The organism is Sphingopyxis sp., from assembly GCF_036261875.1.
Classification (GTDB): domain Bacteria; phylum Pseudomonadota; class Alphaproteobacteria; order Sphingomonadales; family Sphingomonadaceae; genus Sphingopyxis.
Window position 1 is genome coordinate 22,140 of sequence record NZ_DATAJZ010000031.1, and the last position, 25,815, is coordinate 47,954.

The window sequence follows — 25,815 nt, forward strand, 5'->3', positions numbered from 1 at the left end:
AGGTGCCCCTCCACCATGCTTCGCATGGTCCCCCTCCCCGTGCCGGGGAGGCTCTGTCGCGCTCCGCTCACCCGCGGGCCTCGTCCATCAGGTCGCGCATCCGGCGCACCGCGGTTTCGAGGCCGGTGAAGATCGCCTCGCCGATCAGATAATGGCCGATGTTGAGTTCGGCGAGCTGCGGGATCGCGGCGACCGGGACGACATTCTCATAGGTCAGCCCGTGGCCCGCGTGCGGTTCGATGCCGTTCTTCCACGCCAGCGCCGCGGCGTCGGCGAGGCGGCGGAGTTCGGCGGCGCGATCCTCGCCCTCGGCATGGGCGTAGCGGCCGGTATGGAATTCGACGACCGGCGCCTTGAGGCGCATCGCCGCCTCGATCTGGCGCGCGTCGGGTTCGATGAACAGGCTGACGCGGATGCCGGCGTCGTTCAGCCGCGACACGATGGGCGCGAGGTGGTTATGCTGCCCCGCCGCGTCGAGCCCGCCCTCGGTCGTGCGCTCCTCGCGCTTTTCGGGGACGATGCACGCGGCGTGCGGCGCGTGGCGGAGCGCGATGGCGACCATCTCGTCGGTCGCTGCCATCTCGAGGTTCAGCGGCAGGCTGGTCGCGGCCTGGATGCGCGCGAGGTCGTCGTCGCGGATGTGGCGCCGGTCTTCGCGCAGGTGCGCGGTGATGCCGTCGCCGCCGACTGCGGCGACGATTTCCGCCGCGCGCACCGGGTCGGGATGGTCGCTGCCGCGCGCGTTGCGGATCGTCGCGACATGGTCGATGTTGACGCCGAGGCGCAGGCGGCTGGCGGCGGGCGCGTTCAATTCGCGCGGCTCCCGGGCTTGATCGCCTGCGTGCCCGCGAGTTCGGGCGGGAGTTCGTCCGCCGCATAGGTCGGGAAATTGATCGCGACGAGCGGATAGAAGGGAACGCCGAGGTCGATATTGCTCCCCGCCGAACGATCGACGAGCGCCGCCTCGGCGAGAACCTCGCCGCCCGCGGCGCGCACCGCCTCCATCGCTTCGCGCGAGGAGAGGCCGGTGGTGACGACGTCCTCGACCATCAGCACCTTGGCGCCGGCGGGGATGGCGAAACCGCGGCGCAGTTCGAAGGTGCCCGTCGGGCGCTCGACGAAGATCGCCGGCTTGCCGAGCGCGCGGCCCATCTCATGGCCGATGATGACGCCGCCCATTGCGGGCGAGACGACCAGGTCGATCGCTTGCCTCAGGTCGCGCGGCAGCTTGGCGGCGAGCGCGACGGCGAGCCGTCCGGCGCGCTCGGTGTCCATCAGGACGCGCGCGCATTGCAGATAATATTCGCTGTGGCGGCCCGAGGAGAGCAGGAAATGCCCCTGCAACAGCGCGTCGGCGGCGCGAAATTCGGCCAGGATTTCATCGTCGGTCATGGGAGAAGGGTCTTTTGTTCCTGTTGACCCGCCTTCGAGAGGCAGGTTTCGGTGGCGAAGATTTGCCAGCCGGAAAATAGTGTTAGAGATGCTTGAGGCAAGCGGCAAGCGGGTCTATAGCGCCCGCGAGATTCAGCCTTGGGGACGGCTGCCGCGACGCATGTCCGGTGTCCGTGCAAAGGGGTTGGGGCATCGATAAGAACAACAGGCAACGGGCGGCACTATCCTTATGAAGAGCTTGAAATCCCTTGTAATCGCAGCGGCTTTGTCGCTCGGCGCGGTGGGCGCCGCGCAGGCACAGGCACCGGCGGCAGCACCCGCCGCGGCGCCGGCGGTCCCGACGACGGCGACTCCGGCTCCGGCAGCGCCCGATGCGGCGGCGACCACCGCGGCGCCCGCACCGGCCGACGCCGCCAAGGCGGCCACGCCCGCCGGCGATGCGACCTATGTGCCCATGAAGCCCACCGCCGGGATCGGCCAACCGGTCGACGGCGACATCAATTTCCAGCCGCAGGTGACCCCGATCGGTCAGCAGGCCTATACGTTCAACCACTATATCCTGCTGCCGGTGATCACGGTCATCACGCTGTTCGTGCTCGGCCTGCTGCTCTGGGTGATCGCGCGCTACCGTGCCGGCGCGAACCCGGTGCCGTCGAAGACGACGCATAACACGTTCATCGAAGTGATCTGGACCGCGATCCCGGTGCTGATCCTCGCGGTGATCGCGGTGCCGTCGATCCGCCTGCTCGCGGCGCAATATGAGCCGCCGAAGAAGGATGCTCTGACGATCAAGGTTACCGGCTATCAATGGTATTGGGGCTATGCCTACCCCGACCAGGGCATCGCCGAATATGTCTCGAAGATCCTGCCCGAGGATCAGGCGAAGGCGCGCGGCGAACCCTATCACCTCGCCGTCGACAACCGCATGGTCGTTCCCGTCGGCCGCCAGGTGAAGCTGATCATCACCGGGTCCGACGTGATCCACAGCTTCGCGGTCCCGGCCTTCTGGACCAAGATGGACGCGGTCCCCGGCCGCGCCAACGAAACGACGTTCACCGCGAACAAGGTCGGCGTCTATTACGGCCAATGCTCGGAACTCTGCGGCGTCGATCACGGCTATATGCCGATCGCGGTCGAGGTTCTGCCGGTCGACAAGTGGAAGGCCTGGGTCCGCTCGAAGGGCGGCAATCCCGACGGTCCGGCGCCCGCCGCCGCGGCTCCGGGCGCGCCCGCGCCCGCCGGTCCGATCCCCGCGACCACGACCGCCGCGCCGGCTCCCGCGCCCGCCGCCACCGCACCCGAAGCAGCGCCGGCTGCGGCTCCCGCCGCCGCGCCTGCCGCCAAGAATTAATCAAGGGGTCCGACAGATGACCGATATCGCAGCGACTGCACCATCCCACGGCCACGATCATGCGCATGATCACGGCCACGATCACGACACGCCGGGCTTCTTCGTCCGCTGGTTCATGTCTACGAACCACAAGGACATCGGCACGCTCTACCTGATCTTCGCGATCATCGCCGGCATCGTCGGCGGCGTCCTGTCGGGGATGATGCGCCTCGAACTCGCCGAACCGGGCATCCAGTATCTCCACGGCTGGGCGCAGTTCTTCGACCCCGCCGCGACCGAGGTGCAGGCGAAGCATTTCTGGAACGTGATGATCACCGCGCACGGCCTGATCATGATCTTCTTCATGGTCATGCCCGCGATGATCGGCGGTTTCGGCAACTGGTTCGTGCCGCTGATGATCGGCGCCCCCGACATGGCCTTTCCGCGGATGAACAACGTCAGCTACTGGCTGACCACCGTGGCGTTCGTCATGCTCGTCGCCTCGATGTTCTTCCCTGGCGGCAGCGGCCTTGGCGCGGGCACCGGCTGGACGCTCTACGCGCCGCTGTCGACCAGCGGTTCGGTCGGCCCCGCGGTCGACATGGCGATCTTCTCGGTCCACCTCGCGGGCGCGGCGTCGATCCTCGGCGCGATCAACTTCATCACCACCATCTTCAACATGCGCGCGCCTGGCATGACGCTGCACAAGATGCCGCTGTTTGCCTGGTCGGTGCTGATCACCGCCTTCCTGCTGCTGCTGTCGCTGCCGGTTCTCGCCGCGGCGATCACGATGCTGCTCACGGACCGCAACTTCGGCACCACCTTCTATGATGCGACGGGCGGCGGCGATCCGATTCTCTACCAGCATCTCTTCTGGTTCTTCGGTCACCCCGAAGTCTACATCATGATCCTGCCGGGCTTCGGCATCGTCAGCCAGGTCATCTCGACCTTCAGCAAGAAGCCGGTGTTCGGCTATCTTGGCATGGCCTATGCGATGGTCGCGATCGGCGTCGTCGGCTTCATCGTGTGGGCGCACCACATGTTCACCGTCGGCATGAACGTGAACCTGAAGATGTATTTCACCGCGGCGACGATGGTCATCGCGGTCCCGACCGGCATCAAGATCTTCAGCTGGATCGCCACCATGTGGGGCGGTTCGCTGAGCTTCAAGACGCCGATGCTGTGGGCGCTGGGCTTCATCTTCATGTTCACCGTCGGCGGCGTGACCGGCGTCGTGCTCGCCAACGGCGGCGTCGACACCAACCTGCACGACACTTATTATGTCGTTGCGCACTTCCACTATGTGCTGTCGCTGGGCGCGGTCTTCTCGCTCTTCGCCGGTTTCTATTACTGGTTCCCGAAGATGTCGGGCCGGATGTACAACGAGGCGCTGGGCCAGCTGCACTTCTGGGTCTTCTTCATCGGCGTGAACGTCCTGTTCTTCCCCCAGCATTTCCTGGGCCAGCAGGGGATGCCGCGCCGCTATCCCGACTATGCCGAAGGCTTTGCCTACTGGCATTATATCTCGTCGGTCGGTTATGCGATCATGGCGGTCGGGATGATCTTCTTCTTCGTGAACCTCGTCTATTCGCTGTTCGCGGGCAGGAAGGCCGCCGACAATCCGTGGGGCGAGGGTGCCACGACGCTCGAATGGACGCTGTCGAGCCCGCCGCCGTTCCACCAGTTCAACGAACTGCCGCGTATCGCGTGACGTCTATCGCCTGAACGGTTCCGCCCCCTGCCGGATGTCGGCCGGGGGCGTTTCCCTGAAGGCCGGAGTTGAGATGGCGCAGAGCCTGACCCATGGCGAAATGTCGCTGCCTGCCGATTGGCGCGACCTGTTCGCGCTGACCAAGCCGCGCGTGATGTCGCTCGTCGTGTTCACGGCGCTTTGCGGCCTGCTCGCGGCGCCGGGCAACGTCCATCCGGTGCTCGCTTTCTCTTCGATCCTCGCGATCGCGCTGGGGGCGGGGGCGTCGGGTGCGCTCAACCAATGGTATGAGGCGGGGCTCGACGCGAAGATGAAGCGCACCGCCGGGCGGCCGCTGCCCGCTGGGCGCCTCGACCCGCAGACCGCGCTCCATTTCGGGGTCGGCCTCGCCGCCTTCTCGGTCTTCCTGATGCTGTTCGCCGCCAATTGGCAGGCGGCGCTGTTGCTGACCGTCTCGATCCTCTTCTATGTCTTCGTCTACACCATGTGGCTGAAGCCGCGGACGCCGCAGAATATCGTCATCGGCGGCGCCGCGGGTGCCTTTCCGCCGCTGATCGGCTGGGTCGCCGCGACCGGCGGCGTCGCGCCGCTGCCGGTGCTGCTCTTCCTGCTCATCTTCCTGTGGACGCCGCCGCATTTCTGGGCGCTCGCACTGTTCGTGCGCTCCGACTATGCCGCCGCGGGCATTCCGATGATGCCGGTCGTCGCGGGCGAAAGCTCGACCCGGCGCCAGATCCTCTTCTATGCGCTGATCATGGCGGCGGCGGCGATCGCGCCGTGGCCGCTCGGCTACACCGGCGCGCTCTATGGCTGGGCCGCGGTGCTGCTGTCGGCGCTTTTCGTGTTGCTCTCGATCCAGGTCGGCACCCGCCGCACGGGCGAGGACGACCGGATGCAGCCCGAAAAGCGGCTCTTCGCTTATTCGATCGCCTATCTCTTCATCCTGTTCGGCGCGGTCGTCGCCGATCATTGGTGGCCGCTATGACCGACGAAAATCCGCAAAAGCCCTTCGACGAGGCCGAATATCGTCGCCGCCAGCGCAGCCGGGCGAACCTGATGGGCTGGATATTGGGCGCGCTCGCGCTGCTGTTCTTCTTCATCACGATGGCGCGGATGGTGCCGCATTCATGACTGCCCCGATGCCCCGCCCGATCGCCCGCATGTCCAAGAATGCGAAGACCGCTTCGCTCGCCGCGCTGCTCGCGGTGGCGATGGTCGGGCTCGGTTTCGCGGCGGTGCCGCTCTACAATCTCTTCTGCCGCGTCACCGGCTTCGGCGGCACGACACAGCGCTATGATCCCGTCGCGGCGGCCGAAACGCCGAAGGTCCTCAGCGACACCATCTCGGTGCGCTTCGACTCCAATGTCGCGCCGGGGCTGCCATGGAAATTCTATCCCGAGCATCCGACCGACACGGTCAGCATCGGCGCGCGCGACATGGCGATCTTCATCGCCCGGAATGAATCGACGCACGACCTGACGGGCACGGCGAGCTTCAACGTCACCCCCGATGCCGCGGGCAAATATTTCACCAAGATCCAGTGCTTCTGCTTCACGCAGCAGACGCTGAAGGCGGGGGAGCAGATTCGGATGCCGGTGCTGTTCTTCGTCGATCCCAAGATCAAGGACGACCCCGACGCGCGCGACATCGAAGAGATCACCCTCAGCTACACCTTCCACCCTGTAGACGGGGACAAAAAGGCGAGCTAAGGCCGCGATCGAAGAGTCTTAATCCAGGACCGGCGGGTGATGGGGAATCACCGGGCTGGGGCAAAAAACGGGAACTGCGACATGGCTGGTGCCAAACATCATGACTATCACCTCGTAAACCCCAGCGTCTGGCCGATGATCGGCTCGATCGCGGCGCTCGTCATGTTCTTCGGCGGGGTGATGTGGATGCACGCCGACTATTTCGGCGGCGCCGGCAAGTGGGTGTTCGGCCTGGGCGTCGCGGGCGTAATCGCCACCTTCTTCAGCTGGTGGTCGGACGTCATCGCCGAGGCGCACGCGGGCGACCACACGCCGGTCGTCCAGCTTCACATGCGCTACGGCATGATCCTGTTCATCGCGTCCGAAGTGATGTTCTTCGTCGGCTGGTTCTGGGCGTGGTTCGATTTCTCGCTCTTTCCGGTGCCGGTCGAGATCGTCGACGGCGCGGTGACCTCGCTGTTCGGGCAGGACGGCGCCTCCGCGATCACCGTCTGGCCGCCGAAGGGCATCCATGTCATCGACGCTTTCTCGTTGCCTTTGCTCAATACGCTGATCCTGCTCTGCTCGGGCACGACGATCACCTGGGCGCATCATTCGCTGATCCATGGCGATCGCGAAGGTCTCAAGAAGGGCCTGTGGCTGACGATCATCCTCGGCGTGACCTTCAGCTGCATCCAGGCCTATGAATATGCCGAGGCGCCGTTCCCCTTCGGCACGATCAACTATACCTCGGCCTTTTTCATGGCGACCGGCTTCCACGGTTTCCACGTGCTCGTCGGCACGATCTTCCTGATCGTCTGCCTCGTCCGCACCTACAAGGGCCACTTCACCCCGCAGCAGCATTTCGGTTTCGAAGCCGCCGCCTGGTACTGGCACTTCGTCGACGTTGTGTGGCTGTTCCTCTTCATCATCGTCTATGTTTGGGGCGGCTGGGGCGCGCCGGTCGCCGCGCACTAAGTTGCCGGACGACAAGCCAGCAGCAAAGGGGCAGCCGCCGGTCTGGCGCGCTGCCCTTTTTGCGACCTGCCCCGAATGCGGGGCGCCGGGGCTGTTCGAGGGCGCGGCCCGCTTTCGCGAGCGCTGTCCGTCGTGCGGGCTCGATTATAGCCGCTACAATGTCGGCGACGGCCCCGCGGCGTTCCTGACCCTGATCGTCGGCGCGCTGCTGATCGTGCTGGCGCTGCTGCTCGATGCCGCGGTGCGGCCGCCGATCTGGGTGCATGTGATATTGTGGGTCCCGTTGACGATCGTCGCGGTGATCTATGGTCTGCGCGTCGGCAAGGCGGCGCTGCTCGCCAGCGAGCATCAGCGGCAGGCCGCCGAAGGAAAGCTCAGCGATGACGGAAAGCCCTGACGCGCCGCGCCGCTGGCCGGTAATCCCGACTATTCTTGTCCTCGCCGCCGCTGCCGCGATGGTCGCGCTCGGCATCTGGCAGCTTCAGCGCAAGGGCGAGAAGGAAGCGCTGATCGCGCTTTACGAGCGCAACCGGGCGATGTCGTCGCCCGTGACCTATCCCAAACTGCCGCCGGTCTCCGACGCCTTTCTGTTCCGCAAGAGCAGCGTCGTTTGCCTGGAGGTGGTCAAATGGGACCCGCGCGGCGGCACCGATCGCAAGGGGCAAACGGGCATCCGCATGATCGCCGACTGCCGCACCGGCGCCGAGGGGCCGGGGGTGCTGATCGACGTCGGGATCGCCGACGATTTCACGCCGCCCGACTGGAAGGGCGGCACGGTGCAGGGGACGATCGTTCCCGGCCCGGAGCAGCCGACGCTGATCCAGCGGCTGACGGGGAAGGCGGTGCCGGCGCGCGCGATGCTCGTCGCCGATACGCCCGTTCCGGGGCTGCGCGCCAGCGAGGTGCCGTCGGGGGCCGACGTGCCGAACAATCACCTCGCCTATGCCGTCCAATGGTTCTTTTTTGCCGCGATCGCGCTGATTATCTACGCCCTCGCGGTGCGCCGCCGCTTGCAGCGGTGACGGCGCGCCGTTAGGGCGCATTCCCGTGATGGACTATATCAGCACCCGCGGCTCCGCGCCGACCCTCGACTTCCGCGCCGCCACGCTTGCCGGCCTTGCCAGCGACGGCGGGCTCTATGTGCCAGCCGAATGGCCGCGGATGTCGGCGGACGAGATTCGCGCGCTTGCCGGGCTCGATTATGTCGAAACCGCGGTGCGGGTGATGGCGCCCTTCGTTGCGGGCATATTGAGCGAGGAGGAACTGCGGGGTCTCTGCAAGGCCGCCTATGGCCGGTTCAGCCATGATGCGGTGACGCCGCTGGTGCAGCTCGACCATCGCCACTGGCTGCTCGAATTGTTCCACGGCCCGACGCTGGCGTTCAAGGACGTCGCGCTGCAACTGCTCGGCCAGCTTTTCGAAAAATTCCTTGCGGGCGGCGAGACCGACCTCACCATCGTCGGCGCGACCTCGGGCGACACCGGATCGGCGGCGATCGAGGCGGTCGCGGGGCGCGAGCATATTCGCATCTTCATGCTCCATCCCGAAGGCCGGGTCAGCGACGTCCAGCGCCGCCAGATGACGACCGTGCTTGCTCCCAACGTCCATAATATCGCGATCGACGGCAGCTTCGACGACGCGCAGGCGATGGTGAAGCGGCTGTTCGGCGACGCCGAGGCGCGGGGCCAACTCACCCTGTCGGCGGTGAACAGCATCAACTGGGCGCGGCTGATGGCGCAGGTTGTCTATTATTTCTATGCCGCCGTCCGCCTCAGCGCACCCGACCGCCCCGTCGCGTTCAGCGTGCCGACGGGGAATTTCGGCGACGTGTTCGCGGGCTATGTCGCGGCGCGCATGGGGCTGCCCGTGGCAAGGCTGGTGGTGGCGACCAACGTCAACGACATCCTCCACCGCGCGCTGTCGTCGGGCGACTATAGCGCGGGCATCGTCACCGCGACCGCGACTCCCAGCATGGACATTCAGGTCAGCAGCAATTTCGAACGGCTGCTGTTCGATCTGTCGGGGCGTGACGGCGCCGCGATCACCGGCATGATGGGCGAGTTCGACGCCAATCGCGCGATGACGATCCCGGGGGACATGCTGCGCGGTGCGCGGGGCCTGTTCACCAGCGCGCGGATCGACGGCGATGCGATGACGCTCGCGCTGCGCTGGGCGCAGGAACATGGCGGGCAGATCATCGACCCGCACAGCGCCGTCGGCCTCGCCGCCGCGCGGACGCTGGAGATCGACGCCGATATTCCCGTCGTCACGCTTGCGACCGCGCATCCCGCGAAGTTCCGCGACGCCGTCGAGCGTGCGACCGGCGTGCGCCCGCCGCTCCCGGCACGGCTCGGCAATCTGTTCGAGCGCGAGGAGCGCTATGTGACGCTGCCGGGCGATTATGACGCGGTGAAGGCGCATATCCTGGCCGAGGCGGCGCGTGGCTGATCTGCAGCCCCTCGTCACGCTCGTCGGCGAGGCGTGGGACGATTATGGGCTGGTCGACAGCGGCGGCGGGCGCAAGCTCGAACGCTATGGTCCCTATCGCTTCATCCGCCCCGAACCGCAGGCGATGTGGCAACCCGCGCTTCCGGCGAGCGAATGGGAACAGGCCGATGGCGAGTTCATTCCCGCCTCGGACGAGGATGGCGGCGGCCGCTGGTATTTCAACAAGCCCGTCCCGGCCGAGGGCTGGCCGCTCGGCTGGCGCGAGACGCGTTTCACCGCGAGTTGCACCCCGTTCCGCCATCTGGGTTTCTTTCCCGACATGGCGCCGGTGTGGGATTGGCTCCGTGTACAGGTCGAGGGTAAGCCCGACCCGGCCTTCCTCAACCTCTTCGGCTACACCGGCGTCGGCAGCCAGGCGCTCGCCGCGGCGGGCGCGGCGGTGACGCATGTCGACGCGTCGAAGAAATCGGTCGCGCAGGCGCGCGACAATGCCGCGCTTGCGGGGATGGGTGAGAAGCCGATCCGCTGGATCGTCGACGATGCGGGGAAATTCACCGCGCGCGAAGTGCGGCGCGAGCGGCGCTACGATGCGATCCTGCTCGACCCGCCGAAGTTCGGGCGCGGGCCGAACAATGAGCGCTGGCAGCTCGAAGAGGGGCTCGCTCCCTTGCTCGCCGATTGCCGCCAATTGCTCGACGCCGACAGCCGGGCGCTGTTCCTGACCGTCTATGCCGTGCGCATGTCGGCGCTGGCGATCGGCGAACTGCTCGCGCAGCTTTTCGCCGACCTGCCGGGCAAGGTCGAATGTGGTGAGCTCGCGGTGCGCGAAGAGGCGCGGGGGCTGCTGCTCCCGACCGCGATCTTTGCGCGGTGGAGCCGATAGGGGCGACGTAGAAAGAACAGCGTGGTCCCTCGCCTTCGCGGGGGAGCACGCTTTTTTGTGCCGTCTATTCTTCTGGCGTCGCCAGTTCGATCCGGTTGCGTCCGCCCTCCTTGGCACGATAGAGCGCATCGTCGGCGGCTTTCAGCGCCGCGCGCACCTCGGCATAGCCGAAGACGTCGGCGACCCCGCCCGAGAAGGTGATCTGCCCGAAAGGCTGGTCGGTCTTGCGGTTGATCAGCCGCCGCTCGGACAGGCCCTCGCGGGCCTCGTCGAGCCGTTTCGCCGCCTCGCTCGGCGGCAGGCCGCGGAACAGCATCACGAACTCCTCGCCGCCATGGCGCGCGACATGGCAATGATCGTTGGAGATACGCGCGAGCGTGTCGGCGATCAGCTTGATGACGCGGTCGCCCGCCTCATGCCCGTGGAGGTCGTTGACCTTCTTGAACTCGTCGATGTCGCAGAAGGCGACCGACAGCGGCTCGCACGCGCTGCGCGCTTCTTCGTGATGGCGTTCGAGCAGCACCTCGAAGGCGCGGCGGTTGGGCAGGCCGGTCAGATAGTCGATCTCGGCATCGCGCTTGGCGCGGGCGAGGCTGCGGCGCAGCGCCTTGGTCTCATCCTCGCTCTTACGCATCTCGTCCTCGGCGTGGCGCGTGCGTTCGAGCATCACTTTGGCGATGTCGGCGAGGTGCGAGACGAGCTCGCCGGTCTTCTGCACCTGTTCGAGGTCGCTGACGTGCGCCTCCAGCTTCGATCCATATTCGCGCGTCGCGCTGCGCGCTGCCTTGGTGCTGGTGTGGAAGGTTTCGAGGTTCGATTCGAGCCGGGCGACCATGCGGTCGAGATCGGCGCGATCGGCGACGACCGGCTCCTGTTCCATCAGCTCGTCGAGCCATTGCTGGGTGACGCCCTCGTGCGTCTGCGAGCGTGCGGCGATCTGGCGCGCGAGCCGCGGGTTGATCCCCGAAAAGGCGCTGTGCGCGATCAGCAGGTTGGCGGGCGAAATGTCGAGATCGTGATTGAGGAGGAAGGACGTTATCGCGCCGAGCAATTGCTCGCGCGCCTCGCGAACCAGGTTGCGCGACCCGGGCGGGGCTTCGCTCCCTTCTTCATAGGTCCCGCTGCGCGCGCGGAGCCCCAGCCAGCCCAGGAGCCGCCCTACCGGCTCGGTCGATGGTGTTGCGTGAGTGGTCATGCGCCATTTAACGGGCGTGCGCGGCCCGGTTTTAAGTGCCGGCGCAAAATTTGCTCAGCGGTCGACGCGGCCTTCGTCGCGGCCCGGCATCGCCGCCAGAAACGGCAGGATCACCGCGGTCAGCACCAGCCAGCCGCTCGACGCCAGCAGCGCGCTGGACAGCGACCAGAGGTCGGCGAGCAGGCCGAACAGCCAGGCGCCGAGCGCCATCGCGCCAAAGGTCACCGCCTGATAGATCGACAGGCAGCGGCCGAGGATCGCCTCGGGCGAGCGAAGCTGCATCGCAACGTTGAGCGTGGTGAGCGTCGATACCCAGGCGAGCCCCGCGACGAAGGTCGACGCCATCACCGCCGGGAGCGACGGGACGAGCGCCATCGGCACGAGCGCCGCAGCGAAGACCAGCGCCGATGTGCTGACGATCCGGTCGCTGCCCCAGCGGCGGCGGAGATGGCCGACCTGCAGCGCGGCGACGATCGACCCCGCGCCAAAGGCGGCGAGGCAGAGGCCGTAAATTGTCTCGGTCCCGTGGAGGCGGTCGCGGACGAGCGCGGGCAGCAAGGCCTGGAAACTGATCGCCGCGATGCCGAAGGCGAAGCCGCGGGTCAGGATGCGCCGCACCGGGTTCGACTGGACGCAGAAGCGGATTCCGGTGGCGATCGCGGCGAGCATCGGCGAACGCTGCGGCGGCGCGACTTCGGGATGCCAGCGCAGCAGCACGACGATCAGCGCGAGGTAGCTTACCGAATTGATCGCAAAGGCGGGGGCGGGGCCGGTGAGCGAAATGAGCAGTCCGCCGAGCGCGGGGCCGACGCTGCGCGCGAGGTTGAAGGCGATGCTGTTGAGTGCGATCGCCTGCGGCAGATCCTTCGGACCGACCTGCAACCGCACCGACGCCTGCCACGCGGGGCCGTTGAGCGCGGTGCCGCACCCGACCGCGAGGGTGAAGAAGAGCAGCAGCAAGGGCGAGATCGCGCCGATCCATGTCGTCACCGTCAGCGCGGCCGAGACGATCAGCATCCCGCTCTGTGCCGCGAGCATGACGCGGCGGCGGTCGAAATTGTCGGCGATGGCCCCGGCGAAGACGCCGAGCAGCAGGATCGGGATCGTCGCGCCCGCCTGCACCAGCGCGATGAGCTGATGCGAGGTGGTGAGTTCGGTCATCAGCCAGGCGGCGCCGACCGACTGGATCATCGATCCCATGTTCGAGGCGAGGTTGGCGATCCAGATCGCGCGGAAGGCGGGATAGCGAAAGGGAGCGAGGGAAGAAGGCGGGGAAGAGGTTTGCGTCGCGCTCACAGATCAAGCGCGTAGCTGTGCCGGGGATGAGACGCAATCGGGCGCGGTAAGCTTTTTCGATTTACGGGGTGTGAAAATCCCGGTGGCGGCTTTGGGGTGGGGAGCGGCCATCTCCATCTTCGTCATCCCGGTCTGGTTCCGGGATCGGCCCGGCACGCGGACCGCGTCATCATTCCAAAGTTCAGGAAAGTTCAGCCTATTGCATTCCTCCGATCGGGACTCGCGGCGCGCTGAACGCACCCCGTGCGTCTCGCCGTGACCGCATCCGCAACCACCTTTATCCACCGAATGAAAGAGCCGGATGAAAGCTGGCACAGCCGGATAATGTAGGAAAGGCCTATTTGAAGGCGACGCCTGCTTTGGGGTGGGGAGCGGCCATTCCCCACCTTCGTCATTCCCGCGAAAGCGGGAACCCAGTGTGGGGTTAGCCGACGCACGCTCTGGGTCCCCGCTTTCGCGGGGATGACAAAGTCAGGAAAGGCCGGACGTCCGCAATCGGTCGCAACCGGTCGTTCGCGATCGAGCACCGCGCCGCGAAATAATCGTGCTTCCCCCACTGGCGCGCTTGGCGCCGACTGGTTACATGGGCCGCCACCAAACGAGTCGCGTGTGCCGCCCGAAACCCACGGGCAGGCGCCGCCCGCATCAGAAAGTGGCACCCATGGAAATCTTCACCGGCCTGACCTTCGACGACGTGCTGCTGGTGCCCGGCGCGTCGGACATCCTGCCGTCCGACGCCAATCTGTCGACGCAGCTCACCAGCGAGATCAGCCTCAACATCCCGATCCTGTCGTCGGCGATGGACACGGTGACCGAGGCCGACATGGCGATCTTGATGGCGCAGATCGGCGGCATCGGCGTCCTCCACCGCAATCTGACGATCGAGGAGCAGGCGGCGGCGGTGCGGCAGGTCAAGCGCTTCGAGAGCGGGATGATCGTCAATCCGATCACCATCACCCCCGACGCGCCGCTTTCCTACGCCACCGCGCTGATGGCGCAGCACAAGATTTCGGGCATTCCGGTCGTCGAAACCGGCGGCAAGCTGGTCGGCATCTTGACCCACCGCGACGTCCGCTTCGCCGACAATCCGGGCCAGCCGGTGCGCGAGCTGATGACCGCCGAGAATCTCGCGACCGTTCGTCCCGGCGTCGGGCAGGACGAGGCGCGCAAGCTGCTCCACCAGCGCCGCATTGAAAAGCTGCTCGTCGTCGACGATGATTATCGCTGTATCGGCCTGATCACCGTCAAGGATATGGAGAAAGCGGTCAACTTCCCCGACGCGACCAAGGACGGCAACGGCCGCCTGCGCGTTGCCGCGGCGACCAATACCGGCGACAGCGGCATCGAGCGCGCCGAGGCGCTGCTCGACGCCGAATGCGACCTGATCGTCGTCGACACCGCGCACGGCCACAGCAAGGGCGTCGGCGCGACGGTCGAGAAGATCAAGAAGCTCTCGAACCGGGTTCAGATACTCGCGGGCAACGTCGCGACCGGCGACGCGACCAAGGCGCTGATCGACTGCGGCGCCGACGGGGTGAAGGTCGGCATCGGCCCCGGCTCGATCTGCACCACGCGCGTCGTCGCGGGGGTCGGCGTGCCGCAGCTCACCGCGATCCTCGACAGCGTCGAGGCGGCGGAAAAGCTGGGCGTGCCGGTGATCGCCGATGGTGGCCTGCGCACCTCGGGCGACATCGCCAAGGCGCTGGCCGCGGGTGCGTCGAGCGTCATGGTCGGATCGCTGCTCGCAGGCACTGCCGAGGCACCGGGCGAAACTTTCCTGTTCCAGGGCCGCACCTACAAAAGCTATCGCGGCATGGGCAGCGTCGGCGCGATGGCGCGCGGCTCCGCCGACCGCTATTTCCAGCAGGACATCAAGGACCAGATGAAGCTGGTCCCCGAGGGGATCGAGGGCCAGGTGCCGTTCAAGGGCGCCGCGAAGGACGTGATCCACCAGCTCGTCGGCGGCGTGAAGGCGGCGATGGGCTATACCGGCAGCCGCACCCTCAAGGATCTGCGCGAGCGCGCGAAGTTCGTCCGCATCACCAATGCGGGACTGCGCGAAAGCCATGTCCATGATGTCGCGATCACCCGCGAGGCGCCGAATTATCCGGTGGGGTGATTCTCATGCTTCGTCATTGCGAGGAGCGTAGCGACGAAGCAATCTCCAGCTATCGTCGCCAATATCCGCGAACTGGAGATTGCTTCGCTTCGCTCGCAATGACGAGGTAGGTTGAACCATGACCCCCGCCGCCCGTCTCCAGACCGCGATCGAAATCCTCGACGCCATCGCCGCCGCGGCGCGCGAGGGCGGGGCGCCCGCCGATGCGATCTTTGCCGAGGCGATGCGCGCGCGCCGCTATGCGGGGTCGAAGGACCGGCGCGCGATCCGCGGCCATGTCTATGACGCGATCCGCGCGGTGCGTTCGGCGCCCGCGTCGGGACGCGCGGCGATGCTGGCGCTCGCCGATGCCGATCCCGCGCTGATCGGGCTGTTCGATGGCTCGGCCTATGGCCCCGCCCCGATCGCGCCCGGCGAAGCGCGCGCCGAGACCGGCCTTGCCGCACAGGCGCTGGTCGATCTGTTCGATCCGCTCGTCGATGCGGACGAAGGCGGAGCGATGCTCGCCCGCGCGCCGCTCGACCTGCGCGCCAACCGCATCAGGGCCGATCGTGACGCGCTTGCGGCGCTGTTTCCCGATGGCGAGGCGATCGCCGGTGCGCCCGATGGCTGGCGCCTGCCGCCCGAGACCGCAGCGGTCCAGCACCCCGCCTATGCCGACGGCCTTTTCGAAGTGCAGGATGCCGCGAGCCAATATGCCTCCGCGGCGCTGGACGCTGCGCCGGGGCAGGCGATCGTCGACCTCTGCGCCGGCGGTGGCGGCAAGACGCTCGCCATCGCGTCATGCACCGTCAATGACGCCGACATATTGGCCTGCGACACCAATCGCGCGCGCCTTCAGCAGCTCCCGCCGCGCGCCGAACGCGCGGGCGCGACGCGGATCGAGACGCGCCTGCTCAACCCGGGGCAGGAGAGCGCGATGCTCGCTGACTGGCAGGGCCGGGCGACCCGCGTGTTCGTCGATGCGCCCTGCTCGGGAAGCGGGACGTGGCGGCGCAGCCCCGAACTGCGCTGGCGCCTGACGCCCGCGCGGCTCGACCGCCATCTCGCCGATCAGGCGAAGCTGATCGACATCGGCGCCGATCTGGTGGCGCCGGGCGGCAAACTCCTCTATGCCGTCTGCTCGATCATCGCGCGCGAGGGGCGGGCTCAGGTGGACGAATTTCTGAACCGGCATCCCGGCTGGACCGCCGACGAATCCTGTCTTCCCGAAGGCGTTGGCCGCGCGGCGGGCGGCGGTTTTCTGCTGACTCCGGCGCGCGACGGCTGCGACGGGTTTTTTCTCGCACGGCTGACGGCGCCATGTTAGCATCGCCCCGCATGAAGACATGGGAGAATGCGATGCGCGTCAGTTTTCTGGCCCTGGGTGCGGGCTTCATCCTCGCCAGTATGCCGGTCGCCTCCGATGCGCAACGCGCCGACAGCGACATATCGCCGACCTCGGTCGCCTTGCAGAAGCAGGGCGAGGCGGCGCAGAGCGCGGGCGATCTGAAGGGCGCGGTCGATTATTATGAATCGGCGCTCGCCGCTGATCCGCGCAACCGTTCGGCGGTGATCGCGATGGCACAGGTCGCGCGGGCGCAGGGACTGCCGGGCAAGGCGATCGCTCTCTATCGCGAGGCGCTGCTGCTCGAACCCAATGATCTCACCGCGCTGACCGGCCAGGGCGAAGCGCTCGCCGACAAGGGCGCGCTCGAACTGGCACGCGAAAAGCTCGCCGAGGCGCAGCGGCTGTGCAAGGATAAATGCCCGCAGGTCGCGGCGCTTGAAAAGGCGATCGCGACCAGCGACACGAAGCGCGTCGTCGCGGCGGAGGCGATCGCGCCCAAGCCGGTGGCGACGGTCGGGGCGACCGGCCAGAACTGACGATGGCCCCGACGTGGCGTCCTCATCCGCTCCTCTGAAGAGGAGGGGCAGGTTATGGCCGCTGCCCACCCATTGACGCCCCATTAACCAATGTTGGGCATAGCTTTGCGATCATTCAAAGACGCGGGTGGCGCAATGAAATATGATCCGATCAATCCGGCGGCGCAGATGCTCGACCAGTCGGTCGCCAGCGATTGCGGCGAGCTGGCCGTCGGGTGCAGCGATGCCGCGGGGCGGATCAAGCGCGCGACCGATCAGATGGAGCGCCAGATTGCCGAACTCGGGCGGCTCGAGGAATATGTCGTCGGGCTCGAGGCCGACCAGCGCCAGATCGCCGATTCGACCGACGAAGCGAAGCTGTTGTCGGCGCGGGCGTGCGAACAGCTCGATGCGGGCGCGGAGCGCGTCAATCTTGCCGTCAGCGAATTCCGTTCGGTCATCGATCTCGTCGCGCGTCTCGGCACGCATGTCACCAATTTCGCCGCGGTGATGGAACAGGTGCAGCAGGTCAGCCAGTCGATCGAGCAGATTGCCAAGACCACCAACATGCTCGCGCTCAATGCCGCGATCGAGGCCGAGCGCGCGGGCGATGCCGGCCGCACCTTCGCGGTCGTCGCCTCCGAAGTGAAGAAGCTGGCGCAGAACACGCGCGGCGCGACCGACGAAATCCGGCGCTCGATCGGCAGCCTTGCCGCCGAAGCGAGCGGGCTGGTCACCGAAATTCAATCGGGGGTCGAGCAGTCGAGCCGCGCCGAGGCGCAGTTCGAGACGATCACCGACGCGCTGCACGACGCGACGCACCTCGTCGCGCTGCTCGACGGCCAGAGCGACCGCATCGCGCAGTCGAGCGCGATGGTTCATGCCAATGGCGCCAGGGTGCGCGAGGCGATGGACCGCGTGGTGGGGTCGGTGCGCGACAACAGCGCGATCCTCGACGGCACGCGCACGTCGATCCTGACGATGGAACATGTGTCGAGCCGCATGTTCAACGCGGTGATTTCGGCCGGGGTGAGCCCCGCGGACTCGGCGATCGTCGAACTGGCGGCGCGCGTGCGCGACCGCTTCGTGACGCTGGCCGAAGATGCGATCGCTGACGGCAAGCTGACGATGGAGCAATTGTTCGACACCGACTATGTTCGCGTGCCGGGCTCGAACCCCGAACGCTTTCGCACCAGCCTGTGCGATTGGGCCGATGCCAACTGGCGTCCGCTGTTCGACCAGATCGTCGCCGAGCATCCCGAGATCAAAATGTCGTCGGCGGGCGACATGAACGGCTTTCTGCCGACGCACATCACCGATTGCTCGCGCGCGCCGACCGGCGATCTGGAGCATGACACCGCGCATTGCCGCAACGGCCGCATCCTGCTCGACGAGACCGACATGGCGGCGAAGCGCAGCAGCGCGCCCTTCTTCATGACCGTCTATCGGCAGGAGGGCGACGGGATCAATTACCTGACCGTGCGCAACGTCTATATGCCCGCGGTGATCGGCGGGCGCCGCTGGGGCGACGTCGAGGTGGCGTATCAGCTTTAAGTTTCGTCATTGCGAGGAGCAAAGCGACGAAGCAATCTCCTGCTATCGAGATCGCGTTAGGTCGATGGCTGGAGATTGCTTCGCTGCGCTCGCAATGACGAGGTGTATGAAAGATCAGGCGCCCTGACGCCGCGCCATGAAGGCGAGCTTTTCGAACAGCATCACATCCTGCTCATTCTTGAGCAGCGCGCCGTGGAGCGGCGGGATCGCCTTGCCGACGTCGCGGTTCTGGAGCACCTCCAGCGGCATGTCCTCGGCCAGCAGCAGCTTCAGCCAGTCGATCAGCTCGCTGGTCGAGGGCTTTTTCTTGAGCCCCGGCACGTCGCGCACCTCATAGAAGATGTCCATCGCGCGGCTGACCAGCGTCTTCTGGATGCCGGGGAAGTGGACCTCGACGATGTCGGCCATCGTGTCGCGGTCGGGGAATTTGATGTAATGGAAGAAGCAGCGGCGCAGGAAGGCGTCGGGCAGTTCCTTTTCATTGTTCGAGGTGATGACGACAATCGGGCGCTCTTTCGCGCTGATCGTCTCGTCGGTCTCATAGACATGGAAGGCCATGCGATCGAGTTCCTGAAGCAGGTCGTTCGGGAATTCGATATCGGCCTTGTCGATCTCGTCGATCAGCAGGACGGGAAGCTTGGGGCTGGTGAACGCTTCCCACAGCTTGCCCTTCTTGATGTAATTGCGGATGTCGTGGACGCGTTCCTCGCCGAGTTGGCCATCGCGCAGGCGCGCGACCGCGTCATATTCATACAGGCCCTGCTGCGCCTTGGTCGTCGACTTGATGTTCCAGGTGATCAGCGGCGCGTCGAAGGCCTTGGCAATCTCTTCGGCCAGCACGGTCTTGCCGGTGCCGGGTTCGCCCTTCACGAGCAGCGGCCGGCGAAGCATCGTCGCGGCATTGACCGCGACCTTCAAGTCGTCGGTCGCGATATAGGCGCTGGTTCCTTCGAAACGCATCGGTGCGCTGCCTTTCCCTTAACGTGAACGTCAAGCGAATGGCACAGCGGAGGAAGAGGCGCAAGAGAATCTCCCCTCCCGCTTGCGGGAGAGGAGGGTCAGGGGTGTGCGCGGCTGGCGGCGCGCGCCGCCAACAAGTCCCAGAGGCCGCTGTGCTGCGCGATCAGTTGCTGGGCGCCAAAGACGATCGCGCGTTCGACCGCAGGGCCGTCCGCGATCTGCGCCGCGACGCGTGCGGTGTCGCGCAGGTCGGGCAGGGTGCAGCGCGGCGGTGTGAGTTCGAGCCGCTGCGCGCTGATGTCGAGCAGCACGCGGATCGTGCGCCAGTCGAGCGTCAGCGCGATCGCGGCGCCCATCGCGCAGCCCTGGCGGTCCGATTCGGCGAGCATGTCGAGCGCGCGGCGCTGCGCCGCGACGGCGGCTTCGCACTGCGCCTGGCCCTGCGTGCTCGGCACCGGGCCGACCGCGGCGGCGATCTTCGACAGGAAGGCGCGCTCCTGCGCAAAGGCCTGCGCCGCTTCCTCCATCCATTTGCGCGATGCGGGATCGACTGTCTTGCGCGCCGCGCTGTCGACGACGCCGGGATAGCGGCCGTGGAGCAGGCAGAGGAAATGGACGGCGTCGGCCAGATTGCGCATCGCCTCTGGCCCGCTCGACAGCGCGCCCGATCGGACGTGGGGATGCGCGCCCGTGCCGTCGCTGGCGACCAGATTATCGAGCAGTTCGGCGACGCCGCGCGGTTGCGAGGCAGGCCGGGCCGATTGGGGCTGGGTTGAAGAACTCAACGCTAGATCCTTGCCTGTTGCGTGGGCTGGTCCCCCCATCGCGTGGATGTCGAGCGTCCATTCTTAAGGCAACGTCGTAAACGCCCCGTTTATGAGCAGCCTTCGATTCGTCGCATTGCTGTGCCGGATAGAGACGGGCCGGCCGGAAGCGAAGACAGAAGGACCGGCAAGCCCGGGGAAGCTTGCCGGTCCGGTGACGGCGCCGGGCAGCGCCGATCGGGGGTGCGGGGGAAGAGGGGAGAGCCGGCCCGCCGCCCGTCAGGCCGCGAGAGCCATTTCGCCGACCTTTTCACCAGTCGGCGCGGTATCCTCCACGACGACCGGCAGCGGCTGCGCGGCAGCCGCGGCGGCCTTGTTCGGGAAGAGGAGCCGCGACAGCAACACGACGGCACCGAGCGCGAAATAGGCTATGAAGGTCTGCACGGGCAGAAAGAAAAGCGGCGCGATAAAGGCAAGGCGGAGCCACAGCGGGTTGAAGCCGAAATCCTGACCCACGGCCTCGCAGATACCGAAGAAGGTGTCGCGGCGGCGGAAGAGATTGGTGGTTTCGTTTTCCATTATATTGTCTTTCCCTTTGGCTGCGGGCATCGCCCCGTGCCGATGCCGAGTGCATCGCAAAGGCCGTGCCAATTTGTGCAGCCCCCGAATTTCCGGGCTTTTCCCGTGCCGGCCGATGCCGGTCACCCACCCCGATCCTCGAATCATTTCCCATCGAGTGGGAATGTTCGCCATTTGATGGGTGGCGCCTGAACCGCGCATGAAGCCCCCGCATCCGATGACGAGCGCTATCTGGCGAGGATATATGAAGATTTAAAGGATGACGGCGAAAAAATTGTGCGGTGCGCAAATCAACGCCGTTGCGAGCCGGGTGCCACGTTCATGGCAGGGCGCCCGTTCGACAGGGCGGCGCCAATTGATTTCACGCAAAGGCGCAAAGGCGCGAAGAGGAAACAGGAAAATCCTCACACAAAGACACAAAGAGGTCGGGTGCGATTGCGCGCCCGGCTCGTCGCCGCAGGCGACCTTGAAACGCGCTTCGCGCAAGTGGCGCACAAATTGTCGCGTTGATGGCACGCCCCCTTTGTGTCTTTGTGTGAGATTTTCTTCTTCGCGCCTTTGCGCCTTTGCGTGAAATCAATTGGCGCCGCGCATACGGAATGGGCGGATCATGGAGGCTGAACCCAGTTCAGCATGACGAGGTGCAGAAAAAGGGCGGCTCGTTTCCGAGCCGCCCCTGATTTCCGCTATTGGTCCAGAAACGACCGCATCTTTCGCGACCGCGACGGGTGCTTCAGCTTCCTCAGCGCCTTCGCCTCAATCTGGCGGATGCGCTCGCGGGTGACGCTGAACTGCTGGCCGACTTCCTCCAGCGTGTGGTCGGTGTTCATGCCGATGCCGAAGCGCATCCGCAGAACACGCTCCTCACGCGGCGTCAGCGACGCCAGGACTCGCGTGACCGTTTCCTTGAGGTTCGACTGCACCGCGGCGTCGACCGGGATGACGGCATTCTTGTCCTCGATGAAATCGCCGAGGTGGCTGTCTTCCTCGTCGCCGATCGGCGTTTCGAGGCTGATCGGCTCCTTGGCGATCTTCATCACCTTGCGGACTTTTTCGAGCGGCATCGAGAGGCGCTCGGCCATTTCCTCCGGCGTCGGCTCGCGGCCGCTTTCGTGGAGGAACTGGCGGCTGCAGCGCACCAGCTTGTTGATCGTCTCGATCATGTGGACCGGGATTCGGATCGTGCGCGCCTGGTCGGCGATCGAGCGGGTGATCGCCTGCCGGATCCACCAGGTCGCATAGGTCGAGAACTTGTAGCCGCGGCGATACTCGAACTTGTCGACTGCCTTCATCAGGCCGATATTGCCTTCCTGAATGAGGTCGAGGAACTGCAGGCCGCGGTTCGTATATTTCTTGGCGATCGAGATGACGAGGCGCAGGTTCGCCTCGACCATTTCCTTCTTGGCGATGCGCGCCTCGCGCTCGCCCTTTTGCACCATGTTCACGACGCGGCGGAATTCGGTCAGGCTCATGCCCGCGGCCTGCGCGATTTCCGAAATTTCGATGCGGATGCGGTCGACCGCGCCGGCTTCATTCTCGGCGAAAGCAGCCCATTTCTTGTCGATGCCGCTGACGCTGTCGAGCCAGTTTTCCTCGAGCTCGCGCCCGACATAATTGTCGAGGAAGGACTTGCGCGGCACCTTGTGCCGCTCGGCGAGGCGGAGCATCTGGCCGCCGAGCGCGGTCAGGCGGCGGTTGTAGCTGTAGAGCTGGTCGACGAGATATTCGATCTTGGTGCCGTGGAACTGCACGCTCTCGACCTGCGCGGTCAGTTCCTCGCGCAGCTTGTGATATTTCTTCTCCGACGCCGCGGGAAACTCCTCGCCGCCCGACAGCGATTCGAGCCGCGCTTCCTGCAGCTTCTGGAACGCCTTGAAGCTTTTGGTGATGGCGGCGAATTTCTCCAGCGCGTCGGGCTTGAGCAATTCTTCCATCGCCGCGAGGCTCAGCGTATTGTCCTCGTCGTCTTCCTCGAAGCTCTCGCGCTTGCCCGAGGTGCCTTCGCCGTCCTCGTCGTCGCCGTCGGCGGACGGTTCTTCCTCGACCTCATCCTCGTCCTTGAACGAGACGCCGGCGGTCTTTTCGCTGATCTCGCCGTCGTCGCCCTCGGCCTCGTCGTCGAGGTTTTCGGGCGCCGGGTCCTTCGAGAGCATCGCCTCGAGATCGACGATCTCGCGAAGCTGCATGTCGCCGTTGTTGAGCGCGTTCGACCATTCGATGATCGCGTTGAAGGTCAGCGGGCTTTCGCAAAGCCCGAGGATCATCGTGTCGCGGCCCGCCTCGATGCGCTTCGCGATCGCGATTTCGCCCTCGCGGCTGAGCAGTTCGACCGCGCCCATCTCGCGCAGATACATGCGCACCGGGTCGTCGGTGCGGTCGATGGTTTCCTTCTTCTTCTCGATCGCGGGGTTGGAGACCGATCCGGTGCCGGCGCTGACATCGACCTCGTCGTCGACCTCCTGCTCGGCCTCTTCCTGCACATCCTCGTCGCTTTCGACGATGTTGATGCCCATGTCGGAAATCGCCGACATGATGTCCTCGATCTGCTCCGACGACATCTGATCCTGCGGCAGCGCCTCGTTGAGCTCGTCATAGGTCAGGTAACCGCGCTTCTTGCCGCGCGCGATCAGCTTTTTGACGTCGGCTTCGTTGAGGTCGATCAGCGGGGCGTCGGTGTCGGCTTCGTTCTTGGTGGCCATCAAATCTTCCTGCCTTGGGGCATCAAAAAGGGTCGGTCTTCACTGGCTGCTGCTGTCGGACAGCGCGGCCAGGCGGCGGGTCAGTTCCTTGTCGATCGCGCGCAGCTTTTGCTGCCGCGCAAATCCTTCCTCATCCATCGTGCGCTGGAAATCCGCGGTGGCCTCTGCCAGCCGGGCGCGGATTTCGGGCTGGGTGACCAGCACGCCGATATATTCGTCGAGGTCGCGCAGCGCGATTTCGCGTGCTGCATCAGCCTCTTCGCCTTCAAGCCTTCGATTGAATGAGAAGTGCATTCCGTCGGCTCTGAGCAATGTCGTCGCCCTATTATACACTTTCATGGGCTCCAATATGGCAAGCAACCCCTCGCAATCAAGCCCTTCCTGGGCATTTGCGATGTCAAGCATCGCGCCCAGCAATTCGGCGTCGCCGGAATCGGGGATGGCGAGGCGGAAAAGCGCTTCCTCGTTGCGCCTTATGGCCTCGGGATAGCGGAGCAATCCGCCGAGCAGCGCGGCCGCATAAGGCGCGTCGATACCGGTCCGGCTGAGCGCGCGGGTTTCATCGGCGGGGGGCTGAAGTCGCGGGTCGGGCGCGAAGCGGCGGCCACCGCGCTGCGGCTGCGGCGCCCAGGGCACGCGCGGGCCGCGATCAGGGCGTGCCCGTGCGAATAGCGTGTCGAGCTTTTCGCGGAACGCTTCGCGATAATGGTGGCGCACGTCGGCGTCCTCGATCGCGTCGGCGTGGGCGAGGAGCCGCGTCTTCAAGGCGGCGCGCTCCTCGGGCGTCGCGAGCGGCCCCGCCGCGACCTCGTGCGTCCAGAGCCGTTCGACGAGCGGCTGCGCTTCGTCGAGGACCGCCGCAAAGCCTTCGGCGCCGCGCGTGCGGACGAGGTCGTCGGGATCCTGCCCGGCGGGGAGCGTCGCAAAGGCGAGGCTGAATCCCGGCCGGAGCAGCGGCAGCGCGCGCATCGCCGCGCGCATCGCCGCCTTCTGCCCCGGCGCATCGCCATCGAAGCAGAGGATGGGCACCGGTACCATCCGCCAAAGCAGGCCGAGCTGATTCTCGGTGAGCGCGGTGCCGAGCGGCGCGACCGCGTCGGCGATCCCCGCCTCGGCGAGCGCGATCACGTCCATATAGCCCTCGACGACGATGATCCGGTCGGTCTGCCGCGACGCGGGGCTCGCCTTGTCGAGGTTGAAGAGGGTACGGCCCTTGTCGAACAAAGGCGTGTCGGGCGAGTTCAGATATTTGGGCTCGCCGTCGCCGAGGATGCGCCCACCGAACGCGATCACCCGCCCGCGCGCGTCGCGGATCGGGATCATCAGCCGGCCGCGGAAACGGTCATAGGGCTCCTTGTCCTCGACCGAAATCAGCATCCCCGATTCGACGAGCATCGCGGTGGGGAATTTCTTGAGCGCCTCTTTGAGCGCGCTGCGGCTGTCGGGGGCGAGGCCGAAGCCGAAGGCGGCGCGGGTGGCGTCCGAAATGCCGCGCTTCTTCAGATAATCGCGGGCGGGGGCACCGTTGCTGCTGCCGAGCTGCTGGACGAACCAGTCGGCCGCCGCCTGCGTCACGTCGCGCAGGCTCGCCTGCTCCTCGGCCTTTTTCGCGGCGCGCGGGTCGGGGGCGGGGACGTCCATACCGGCTTCGGCGGCGAGCTCCTTGACCGCGTCCATGAAGGAGAGGCCGCGCTGGTCGGTCATCCAGCGGATCGCATCGCCATGCGCCGAGCAGCCGAAGCAGTGGTAGAAACCCTTTTCGTCGTTGATCGTGAAGCTGGGGGTCTTCTCGTTATGGAAGGGGCAGCAGGCTTTATACTCGCGGCCGGCGCGGGTGATCTTCACCGTGCGGCCGATGAGGGTCGACAGGGTGATGCGCGAGCGCAGTTCGTCCAGCCATTGCGGGGTGAGGGCCACTAATCTCCCTCCCGTCTAGCAGATCCTCTAATCCCGTTCGTGTCGAGCGAAGTCGAGACACCCATCGAGGTAACGCCTGGCCCGATGGGTGTCTCGACTTCGCTCGACACGAACGGAAAATGAGGGCGCTCGCTGGGGGGCTTGGCGAAATAGCTCATGGCTTCCCAATCTCTCCGGATCAGCGCTTCCTTTTTGGCGCGCGACCATTTCTTGATCCGCATTTCGGCGTCCAGCGCTTCATATCGGCTCGGGAAATCCTGTGACCACATCAGGCGAACGGGCAATCGCGACGACGTAAAACCCCCAATCTGGCCCGATTGGTGCTGGCCGATCCGATATTCGAGATTGTCGGTATGCCCGGTGTAGTAGAGGCCGTCGGCACAGAGCAGGATATAGGTCCAGAACGCCATTCAACCCCTCTACCCGTTCGTGTCGAGCGAAGTCGAGACACCCATCG

24 protein-coding genes are annotated in these 25,815 nt (G+C 66.0%); 14 read left to right on the forward strand and 10 right to left on the reverse strand.

The features are described 5' to 3' along the window. Positions 1 to 67: 67 nt before the first annotated feature. Both VHO04_RS14010 and pyrE read right to left on the reverse strand, forming a co-directional pair. Positions 68 to 811, reverse strand: a complete 744-nt coding sequence (locus VHO04_RS14010) for a pyridoxine 5'-phosphate synthase (protein ID WP_329628861.1) — start codon at positions 809 to 811, stop codon at positions 68 to 70. After that, entirely contained in the window at positions 808 to 1,392 is a 585-nt protein-coding gene (gene pyrE / locus VHO04_RS14015) for an orotate phosphoribosyltransferase (protein ID WP_329628862.1), read from the reverse strand. Before pyrE ends, VHO04_RS14010 begins: the two co-directional genes overlap by 4 nt. A gap of 229 nt (positions 1,393 to 1,621) precedes the next feature. On the opposite strand from pyrE, the gene coxB reads away from it, so the two are divergent. The 10 genes from coxB (at position 1,622) to VHO04_RS14065 (ending at position 10,430) form a co-directional block, all read left to right on the forward strand. Next, the gene (coxB, locus tag VHO04_RS14020) at positions 1,622 to 2,743 is read left to right on the forward strand and encodes a cytochrome c oxidase subunit II (protein WP_329628863.1); all 1,122 of its coding nucleotides are present in this window, start codon (positions 1,622 to 1,624) and stop codon (positions 2,741 to 2,743) included. Positions 2,744 to 2,759: 16 nt separating this feature from the next. Continuing rightward, positions 2,760 to 4,433, forward strand: a complete 1,674-nt coding sequence (gene ctaD / locus VHO04_RS14025) for a cytochrome c oxidase subunit I (protein WP_329628864.1) — start codon at positions 2,760 to 2,762, stop codon at positions 4,431 to 4,433. A 73-nt stretch (positions 4,434 to 4,506) separates the two neighbouring features. Next, positions 4,507 to 5,418 (forward strand): heme o synthase, encoded by a 912-nt coding sequence (locus tag VHO04_RS14030; protein WP_329628865.1) that lies wholly within the window; start codon positions 4,507 to 4,509, stop codon positions 5,416 to 5,418. Then, the gene (locus VHO04_RS14035) at positions 5,415 to 5,564 is read left to right on the forward strand and encodes a hypothetical protein (protein ID WP_297666078.1); all 150 of its coding nucleotides are present in this window, start codon (positions 5,415 to 5,417) and stop codon (positions 5,562 to 5,564) included. The genes VHO04_RS14030 and VHO04_RS14035 overlap by 4 nt, the downstream gene beginning before the upstream one ends. Further along, positions 5,561 to 6,142: a cytochrome c oxidase assembly protein gene (locus VHO04_RS14040; protein WP_414713118.1), complete on the forward strand. Its 582-nt coding sequence runs from the start codon at positions 5,561 to 5,563 to the stop codon at positions 6,140 to 6,142. Before VHO04_RS14035 ends, VHO04_RS14040 begins: the two co-directional genes overlap by 4 nt. 81 nt (positions 6,143 to 6,223) lie before the next feature. After that, positions 6,224 to 7,099 carry a cytochrome c oxidase subunit 3 gene (locus VHO04_RS14045; RefSeq protein WP_257543746.1) on the forward strand — a complete coding sequence of 292 codons (876 nt, stop codon included), beginning with the start codon at positions 6,224 to 6,226 and terminating at the stop codon, positions 7,097 to 7,099. A 1-nt stretch (position 7,100) separates the two neighbouring features. Continuing rightward, entirely contained in the window at positions 7,101 to 7,496 is a 396-nt protein-coding gene (locus VHO04_RS14050) for a DUF983 domain-containing protein (RefSeq protein ID WP_297666084.1), read from the forward strand. Next, entirely contained in the window at positions 7,480 to 8,121 is a 642-nt protein-coding gene (locus VHO04_RS14055) for an SURF1 family protein (RefSeq protein ID WP_329628867.1), read from the forward strand. Before VHO04_RS14050 ends, VHO04_RS14055 begins: the two co-directional genes overlap by 17 nt. A 28-nt stretch (positions 8,122 to 8,149) precedes the next feature. Beyond that, complete coding sequence (gene thrC / locus VHO04_RS14060; RefSeq protein WP_329628868.1) at positions 8,150 to 9,547, forward strand: threonine synthase; 1,398 nt, start codon at positions 8,150 to 8,152, stop codon at positions 9,545 to 9,547. Further along, the gene (locus tag VHO04_RS14065; protein ID WP_329628869.1) at positions 9,540 to 10,430 is read left to right on the forward strand and encodes a class I SAM-dependent methyltransferase; all 891 of its coding nucleotides are present in this window, start codon (positions 9,540 to 9,542) and stop codon (positions 10,428 to 10,430) included. The genes thrC and VHO04_RS14065 overlap by 8 nt, the downstream gene beginning before the upstream one ends. Positions 10,431 to 10,494: 64 nt before the next feature. Here the strand turns inward: VHO04_RS14065 and VHO04_RS14070 are convergent, their stop codons facing one another. Beyond that, entirely contained in the window at positions 10,495 to 11,625 is a 1,131-nt protein-coding gene (locus tag VHO04_RS14070) for a GGDEF domain-containing protein (RefSeq protein WP_329628870.1), read from the reverse strand. 54 nt (positions 11,626 to 11,679) lie between these two features. Continuing rightward, positions 11,680 to 12,921: an MFS transporter gene (locus VHO04_RS14075; protein ID WP_329628871.1), complete on the reverse strand. Its 1,242-nt coding sequence runs from the start codon at positions 12,919 to 12,921 to the stop codon at positions 11,680 to 11,682. Positions 12,922 to 13,582: 661 nt separating this feature from the next. On the opposite strand from VHO04_RS14075, the gene guaB reads away from it, so the two are divergent. The 4 genes from guaB to VHO04_RS14095 all read left to right on the forward strand — a co-directional run bounded on the left by guaB (position 13,583) and on the right by VHO04_RS14095 (position 18,439). Further along, entirely contained in the window at positions 13,583 to 15,040 is a 1,458-nt protein-coding gene (gene guaB, locus VHO04_RS14080) for an IMP dehydrogenase (protein ID WP_329628872.1), read from the forward strand. 118 nt (positions 15,041 to 15,158) lie between these two features. Beyond that, complete coding sequence (locus VHO04_RS14085) at positions 15,159 to 16,349, forward strand: RsmB/NOP family class I SAM-dependent RNA methyltransferase (protein WP_329628873.1); 1,191 nt, start codon at positions 15,159 to 15,161, stop codon at positions 16,347 to 16,349. A gap of 11 nt (positions 16,350 to 16,360) precedes the next feature. Beyond that, positions 16,361 to 16,906: a tetratricopeptide repeat protein gene (locus VHO04_RS14090; RefSeq protein ID WP_414713119.1), complete on the forward strand. Its 546-nt coding sequence runs from the start codon at positions 16,361 to 16,363 to the stop codon at positions 16,904 to 16,906. A gap of 135 nt (positions 16,907 to 17,041) precedes the next feature. Then, positions 17,042 to 18,439 (forward strand): methyl-accepting chemotaxis protein, encoded by a 1,398-nt coding sequence (locus tag VHO04_RS14095; RefSeq protein WP_329628874.1) that lies wholly within the window; start codon positions 17,042 to 17,044, stop codon positions 18,437 to 18,439. 114 nt (positions 18,440 to 18,553) lie between these two features. Here VHO04_RS14095 and VHO04_RS14100 read toward each other — a convergent pair whose 3' ends face one another. The 6 genes from VHO04_RS14100 to VHO04_RS14125 all read right to left on the reverse strand — a co-directional run bounded on the left by VHO04_RS14100 (position 18,554) and on the right by VHO04_RS14125 (position 25,768). Further along, positions 18,554 to 19,399, reverse strand: coding sequence for an AAA family ATPase (locus tag VHO04_RS14100; RefSeq protein ID WP_257543723.1), 846 nt, complete (start codon positions 19,397 to 19,399; stop codon positions 18,554 to 18,556). A 98-nt stretch (positions 19,400 to 19,497) separates the two neighbouring features. Beyond that, on the reverse strand, positions 19,498 to 20,184 hold the full coding sequence (locus VHO04_RS14105; protein WP_329628875.1) for a DUF6975 family protein: 687 nt from the start codon (positions 20,182 to 20,184) through the stop codon (positions 19,498 to 19,500). Between the two features lie 258 nt (positions 20,185 to 20,442). Beyond that, positions 20,443 to 20,868, reverse strand: coding sequence for a PspC domain-containing protein (locus tag VHO04_RS14110; RefSeq protein ID WP_329628876.1), 426 nt, complete (start codon positions 20,866 to 20,868; stop codon positions 20,443 to 20,445). A 560-nt stretch (positions 20,869 to 21,428) separates the two neighbouring features. Then, positions 21,429 to 23,441 (reverse strand): RNA polymerase sigma factor RpoD, encoded by a 2,013-nt coding sequence (rpoD, locus tag VHO04_RS14115; RefSeq protein WP_329628877.1) that lies wholly within the window; start codon positions 23,439 to 23,441, stop codon positions 21,429 to 21,431. Positions 23,442 to 23,480: 39 nt separating this feature from the next. Further along, positions 23,481 to 25,358, reverse strand: a complete 1,878-nt coding sequence (gene dnaG / locus VHO04_RS14120; protein ID WP_329628878.1) for a DNA primase — start codon at positions 25,356 to 25,358, stop codon at positions 23,481 to 23,483. Further along, positions 25,358 to 25,768, reverse strand: coding sequence for a GIY-YIG nuclease family protein (locus tag VHO04_RS14125; RefSeq protein WP_329628879.1), 411 nt, complete (start codon positions 25,766 to 25,768; stop codon positions 25,358 to 25,360). The genes dnaG and VHO04_RS14125 overlap by 1 nt, the downstream gene beginning before the upstream one ends. Positions 25,769 to 25,815: the final 47 nt, after the last annotated feature.

Bases quoted from the DNA above. Each gene is read 5' to 3' on its own strand.
- VHO04_RS14095 (WP_329628874.1), top strand. From the start codon at position 17,042: ATGAAATATGATCCGATCAATCCGGCGGCGCAGATGCTCGACCAGTCG.
- VHO04_RS14070 (WP_329628870.1), bottom strand. From the start codon at position 11,625: ATGACCACTCACGCAACACCATCGACCGAGCCGGTAGGGCGGCTCCTG.
- VHO04_RS14035 (WP_297666078.1), top strand. From the start codon at position 5,415: ATGACCGACGAAAATCCGCAAAAGCCCTTCGACGAGGCCGAATATCGT.
- VHO04_RS14030 (WP_329628865.1), top strand. From the start codon at position 4,507: ATGGCGCAGAGCCTGACCCATGGCGAAATGTCGCTGCCTGCCGATTGG.
- VHO04_RS14100 (WP_257543723.1), bottom strand. From the start codon at position 19,399: ATGCGTTTCGAAGGAACCAGCGCCTATATCGCGACCGACGACTTGAAG.
- VHO04_RS14055 (WP_329628867.1), top strand. From the start codon at position 7,480: ATGACGGAAAGCCCTGACGCGCCGCGCCGCTGGCCGGTAATCCCGACT.
- rpoD (WP_329628877.1), bottom strand. From the start codon at position 23,441: ATGGCCACCAAGAACGAAGCCGACACCGACGCCCCGCTGATCGACCTC.
- VHO04_RS14125 (WP_329628879.1), bottom strand. From the start codon at position 25,768: ATGGCGTTCTGGACCTATATCCTGCTCTGTGCCGACGGCCTCTACTAC.
- VHO04_RS14090 (WP_414713119.1), top strand. From the start codon at position 16,361: ATGAAGACATGGGAGAATGCGATGCGCGTCAGTTTTCTGGCCCTGGGT.
- guaB (WP_329628872.1), top strand. From the start codon at position 13,583: ATGGAAATCTTCACCGGCCTGACCTTCGACGACGTGCTGCTGGTGCCC.
- VHO04_RS14040 (WP_414713118.1), top strand. From the start codon at position 5,561: ATGACTGCCCCGATGCCCCGCCCGATCGCCCGCATGTCCAAGAATGCG.
- ctaD (WP_329628864.1), top strand. From the start codon at position 2,760: ATGACCGATATCGCAGCGACTGCACCATCCCACGGCCACGATCATGCG.
- VHO04_RS14085 (WP_329628873.1), top strand. From the start codon at position 15,159: ATGACCCCCGCCGCCCGTCTCCAGACCGCGATCGAAATCCTCGACGCC.
- pyrE (WP_329628862.1), bottom strand. From the start codon at position 1,392: ATGACCGACGATGAAATCCTGGCCGAATTTCGCGCCGCCGACGCGCTG.
- thrC (WP_329628868.1), top strand. From the start codon at position 8,150: ATGGACTATATCAGCACCCGCGGCTCCGCGCCGACCCTCGACTTCCGC.
- coxB (WP_329628863.1), top strand. From the start codon at position 1,622: ATGAAGAGCTTGAAATCCCTTGTAATCGCAGCGGCTTTGTCGCTCGGC.
- VHO04_RS14045 (WP_257543746.1), top strand. From the start codon at position 6,224: ATGGCTGGTGCCAAACATCATGACTATCACCTCGTAAACCCCAGCGTC.